This is a genomic window from Hydrotalea sandarakina (genome assembly GCF_003254115.1).
GTDB classification, from domain to species: domain Bacteria; phylum Bacteroidota; class Bacteroidia; order Chitinophagales; family Chitinophagaceae; genus Hydrotalea; species Hydrotalea sandarakina.
In genome coordinates, this window is the sequence record NZ_QKZV01000018.1 from 1 (window position 1) to 6,219 (window position 6,219).

6 protein-coding genes are annotated in these 6,219 nt (G+C 31.8%); all 6 read left to right on the plus strand.

What is annotated here, in order from left to right; translation table 11 throughout:
* On the plus strand, nt 1-816 hold an 816-nt coding region (locus tag LX80_RS14550; protein ID WP_111297310.1), incomplete at its 5' end, for a DUF6973 domain-containing protein.
* A gap of 12 nt (nt 817-828) precedes the next feature.
* Nucleotides 829-1,161, plus strand: coding sequence for a hypothetical protein (locus LX80_RS14200; RefSeq protein WP_146250554.1), 333 nt, complete (start codon nt 829-831; stop codon nt 1,159-1,161).
* Between the two features lie 587 nt (nt 1,162-1,748).
* On the plus strand, nt 1,749-1,982 hold the full coding sequence (locus LX80_RS14205; protein WP_146250556.1) for a hypothetical protein: 234 nt from the start codon (nt 1,749-1,751) through the stop codon (nt 1,980-1,982).
* Nucleotides 1,983-2,052: 70 nt separating this feature from the next.
* Nucleotides 2,053-2,877: a GLPGLI family protein gene (locus LX80_RS14210; RefSeq protein WP_111297313.1), complete on the plus strand. Its 825-nt coding sequence runs from the start codon at nt 2,053-2,055 to the stop codon at nt 2,875-2,877.
* Between the two features lie 17 nt (nt 2,878-2,894).
* Nucleotides 2,895-5,579 (plus strand): carboxypeptidase-like regulatory domain-containing protein, encoded by a 2,685-nt coding sequence (locus LX80_RS14215; RefSeq protein WP_146250557.1) that lies wholly within the window; start codon nt 2,895-2,897, stop codon nt 5,577-5,579.
* 407 nt (nt 5,580-5,986) lie between these two features.
* On the plus strand, nt 5,987-6,219 hold a 233-nt coding region (locus LX80_RS14220; RefSeq protein ID WP_146250559.1), incomplete at its 3' end, for a hypothetical protein.

Here is a 6,219-nt window from a genome sequence, read left to right on the forward strand (position 1 = left end):
TATGAATTAAGCCCCACTGCATTTAATTACCTTGTATCTACTATGCAATTAGACGAGTTTTATAGCGATTGGATTATACAACATCAACACTATGCCTATCAGATTTATAATTATCTCTCTAATGAACCAGATATAACAAATGCTATTTTAAACTCTCAAATGCATTTTGAATTATTGAATTCAAGCCAAGATTATGTTCAGTTTAACATTAGGCATGATATTTTTGGCGACAAAAGCAACGTTTGGTGGAATGATGATACATGGCTTGTGAATTATTTTTCAATTAACATTGATGATGAGGGCATATATGGAGGGAATCACTTAACAGCTGCTGAAAAACAGTTCATAAGAAATCATCCAATTTATGCTTTACGTTATAAAGATAACGCCGAAAAAGCAAAATCAGAAACTGCGGCTCGATTTCCTTTCATACAGACTCCACAAAATCCAAATCCATATTTAAATACTAAAGCTGATGCATTTCGGCATGCGTATTGGATGGCATTAAATACATTGTCTTCAAACCCTGATAAGGCAAGAGAGTATGGAATTGCTCACGAATCAGAAACACCCGCAGCATTATACCAAGAAAAAGATATGGACTTGTATAATAACGATAAAGGTATAGCAATAGCTAACGGCTTAACAGCTCACTCTCAATTGATTGACATTATTTATAATGCTCTTATTAATGGTGTTTTAAAATATTTAAGTCCATTAGATTATACTCAGTCTCCTAAATATAACCCGAATTGTGCTTCATGCAGAAATGGTTTTGTACCAGGTACAACTCAATTAATACCTACTAATCAATAAAACATCGTATTTATGCTTTTAAAAAAAATACATAGTTCAATAGTAATTATAATTTCAATTGCTTCAATGTCTTGTAATCAATCAAATATAATTTCAATATCAGTACAAAATGTAGATAGTATCTTTTATAATTTAAAATTAGGAAATGGAGAAACCACGGCCTTTCAGTTAAAAATTTTAAGCAATACAACAGATGATACAACTCAGCTGGATACTTATAAAATTCCCCCAAACTATACAGGCAATTTAATATATATACATGATTATTATAATAAAAATATTAATTTAACTTTCAAATCATATAAAGCAAAAAAAGGACAAATTAAATTAGAGTACAATTACTAATACTGCTTACAACTGTACATTTGCAAAAAAATGAGCAGACAAATATCTGCTGCTCATTTTTTATTAATTGTACATTTGTGCGAATGTTGAGCAATAGAAAAAATATCCCATTCTTCGCAAATGCATTGACGTTACAAAGTAACAAAGTACATGCACAATCCGCAAGTTGTGGTCCTGCTAAACAAACATGTTATAAAGTAATATCAGGTGGGGTAACAGTTAAAACTGTTAGCGACTTATTAACAGTAAAGCTTTTAACAATTTTCATACGTATATATTAATTTATTAAAGTATACATATTTATTTAATAATTAGCTTATTTAATAATTACCATTTTTTTTGTATTATTTTTTAAAAATTGCGTAGAAATACGCTTGTTTTTTATTATGTGGAATATTAAGTTTGTTTTATATTATTTGATGTACACCAATAATAGCATTTACCGGTAAAAAACAGGGAATACTGTTTGTTACAAAGGCCATGCAATAAACAGCTATTACCCCTTGCAGACAAGCAATTAAAAAATCCGCTGAACATCTGACCCCATGAGTGTTAGGCAGGGGAGGGTAAAAATTAAACTTTTATTTATGAAAAAATTACTAATGTCATTTTTATTATTGAGTAGTTGTGTTTTCATGAATGTTTCTGCTAAAAGCTCTAATTCTTTTCCACCTAATTCAATCAAGGTTTCAGTAACTGATGGTTGTGGGCAAGTTTTAACTTTCACTGTAAGTTGTAACGGGTGTAGCTATCAAGATTTAGCTCAAGCCGGAGCAAATTATATTTATAGCAGAACTGGCTCAAATGGTTGTTTTCGTTAATCAATAAACTTGGCGGGGAATATGTAGTTGTACCCTGCCAAGTATTTTTAAAATCATCAAAATATAAGTTATGAAATTCATTTATTTTCTATGGTTTCTATGCTTAGGTGTTTATGCGGATTGCCAAACTGCCAATACAGCCATTGGAAGGGTAACGTATGAGTTTGTGCATAAAACTAATTTACAAACGGGTTACCTGCACAAAGAACAAATGGTATTGGAATATGGCAATAATATAAGCAAATATTATAGTCTTACTGCTAAATTGCAAGACTCGATGATGCAACAAAAATTTGAAAATGCCATGCGCAATGGTTCAACTAATATTGACTTGGGAATGGTAGTGGCTGCTAATAAGGAAACCATTTTTTTTAATCGAATAACCAAGCAATTACAATTGGTAGAGAATTACCGCAATACCTATTATTTAATAACCGATAAAGGAACATTACCTAAATGGGAAATTCAAAAAAATACCAAGAAAATTGATGCATATGATTGCCAAAGTGCTATAACTAACTTTAGAGGACGTACTTATACTGCATGGTTTACTACGCAAATACCTCTTTCCTTTGGCCCATGGAAGTTGAATGGTTTGCCCGGTTTAATATTAGAAGCTTATGATGCAAACAAAGAAGTGCAATTTAATTTTAGGTGGTTAGTACAGGCCAATAATTTGGGAAATATACAATTGCCCGCCAATGCGATTGTTACCACTGAAAAAGATTTTGATAAAATGAAATTGGCTTATGAGCAAGGTGCTCAAAACAATAGTGTAGCAATGAGCGGTATGCAAATTCAAATTTCGAATGTACAATTGAATGGCCGAAAATTAAACGACACAACATTCATGCAGCAAAATGGTAATCCAATTGAATTAAAAAAGAATAATTAAATCATCATATTCAGTGTATGCATATAGCGAAGCACATAATGTATAGTGTTTTGTGCTTCTTTTTGTATTCAGCACTGCAGGCACAAACAACCATACAAGGAAAAGTTGTAGATGCTGCTCATCAAAAACCAATAGTGGGTGCTAATGTTTTATTGTTAGAAAAGAATACTAAAATTATTCTACAATTCGCTATTACCGATACTGCAGGTTCTTTTAATATTAGTGATACCTCTATGGGAAGGAATGATAGTCTGCTTGTTGAAATAACTGCACTGCATTTTCAGCAACAAGTTGTACCAGTAAATTATTTCCAAATGCATAAAGCATTTGCTCTGCAACCTGTTGATGCGGAGTTGCCACCGGTTACTGTAAAAAATCGTTTTCCATTTATTATACAAAATAATGATACACTTACCTATCGGATAAAAGATTTTCAACAAAAAGATGATAGAACCATTGGTGATGTTATAAAAAAACTACCTGGTATGGAAGTAAATGCAAACGGAAAAATTTTTTATAATGGGAAGGCAATTACCAATTTTTATATTGATGGGGATAATTTACTAGACGATCGGTATAATGTAGCTACAAACAATATTGCCGCTGATATGGTTGAAAAATTACAGGTAATTGAACACGATGAACCTATTAAAGTGTTGCAAAAAAATAAGTTAAGTAATCGTGTTTCATTAAATGTGGCTTTGAAAGATAAAGCCAAAATAAAACCTATTCAACAAGCTGAAATAGGTGCAGGCTATCGGAATATTTATGACTTAAAATTCAGTCGGTTAAACTTGTCTAACCGCAATAAAGCCATACAAACTTTTGCAGCGAATAATTCGGGTAACAATATTTCCACCGATATTGTTGCACACAACAATTTTAGTTGGATAAATGATATTAATGATGTTAACACGTATTTTTTACTGGATCAAAATTATGTTACACCGCCATTAGAAGAAAGAAGGTATTTACTGAATAATGGAATGATGCTTAATACCAATCATTTATGGAAAACAAAAAACAATATTCAAATTCGATGCAATGGGTATTATTGGAATCAACAACAAACGCAGCAATATACCAACGCATCTGCTTATTTTTTGCGTGCTGATACCATTCAATACATTACCAATCAATACAATGTAGTAAATACGGCCGGGCAATGGCTGAACTTGCAATGGGTAAACAATAATCAAAAGTTTTATGCATCTGATCAACTCTTTCTTTCAGGAGAACAAAATACCATTCAAACGCAACTTTCTATTAATAAAATAGCTTCGGCGCAGTTGTTGCAGCAAAATAATTTCAGTTTAACGAATCGCTTGTATGTTATTAAGCCAATGTTGAAGAAGGGAATAATTGAATTTACAGCCATACAAACATACCGTCAAAAGCCTGAAAGTTTGCAATTGAATCCGGCAGTGCAGGATAGTATTTTTCCGGTAAATGGCAGTTCGGTTTATAATGCTTTACAAACCATAAAAAACCCTTCTTTTCTTAGTTATCAAACATTACTATATCGGTTAACAGGTAGGCATATATTACAAAGCTTTCAATTAACGGCAGCAGGTTTTTGGCAACAGTTAAATAGTGCCATTGCCATAATGCCTTATAATAATATGCCGTTTGTGTATGATAGTAGTGTTAACCAAATTCATTGGAATCAATACCAATTTTTTGGAAGTTATCAAGTGAATTGGATACGCAACAGGTATTCCGTTAGTTTTTCGTTGCCTTTCAATTATCAAATATTACAATTCAAAAATTCCATAGTTTACACAAGTGATACCTTAAACAGAAATTTATATTTTAATCCTTATGCACAATTTACATTGAAAGTTGGGCAAGAAGGTGATGTGAAATTAAGCTTGCGAAATAATACTCAGTCGGCTCAGTTGTCCGATTTGTTTCCAGGAATTATTATTCGGAATTATTTTACTTTACAGAACAATACTATTCCTTTTGGGGAAAAGCAACAGCAAAGTATTAGTGTACAATTCAATAACAAACGAAGCATTAAAATATTGTTTTATCATGTTGGTATAGATTATTCTCGACAAGAAAATAATTTCATAGTAAACACAACCTTATTGCAAAATTTTCAAAAAGTAAGTCATTTGCCATATGTCAATACCATTCGGCAGTTTCAAATGAATGCCGGGATTAGCCAATATATATTCCCTATAAAAACTACTTTGTCGTTATCAGGTTCTTGGCAAAATGGAAATTGGTTACAATTAGTAAATGATAGTTTGAATGCTTATCAAAATCATTCCTGGCAGGTAAAACTTACGGCCTATAAAAAGCTGAAACAAGCTTGGGCTTTTGATTATACTTGTAACTTGAATGGTTCAATTAGTAAAGGGTTAGCAGCTTTATCAGCATATCGATTATCACAATTTAGTTGGCAACAAAATGGCAGTATTCATTGCTTTATATTGAAAAAAACAGATTGTACGGTAAAAGCAGAAAGTTATTTTTTCCATAATAACAATAGTGCAGACACACACAGTTTATTTTTAGATTTTATAATTCAGAAAAATGTGGTTGCTTTAAAAGCACAGTTATCACTGGCGGTATATAATTTACTTAACAATGCCAATTTTGGGGTTTATTCGGTAAACGGTAATATGCTGGCGAATAGTTTTTATGCCCTTCGACAACGCATGCTATTGCTGAAAGTTACTTTTGGCTTGTAATAATACATGCTTCAGTTTTGGTAGATTGGTTAATTTGTTAGGTTGATTATAAGGAATATTTTGTCATAAAAATTGCGTAGAAATACGCTTGTTTTTTATTATGCGGAATATTATGTTTGTTATTTATTATTTGAGGTACACCAATAATAGTAGTGTTTATCGGTAAAGCTAAAAATGGACTGCCTGCTTGTTATAATGGCCATATAATGATGGGATATTCCGCTGCATACTAGTAATTCCAATAACCAGCTGAACATCTGACCCCATGAGTGTTAGGCATGGGAGGGTAAAATAAACATTAGCAAAATTATAAAAGAACTTTATTATCAATAGCACTGCCAACTTTACTAGCAGTAATATTTGTGTTGTAATCAATAGTAATTTGACACACCTAAAACCAAATTAACATGAAAAAGAATTTTCAACAACGTTCTTATAAAAGACACTTGCAAATTTTTGTTGCAGCAATTTTATTGACCGCAGCAATTTATTCCTGCACAAAGACAGACAGGAATTTTAGCAAGGTAAATTACATCCAAATTATTCAAAAACATCGTAACATTTCTTATGCTGATATTTTAAAGTGGAATTATAGTTACGACAAATCAGTTTCAGATGCCCCAAAAATTATCATTGATAA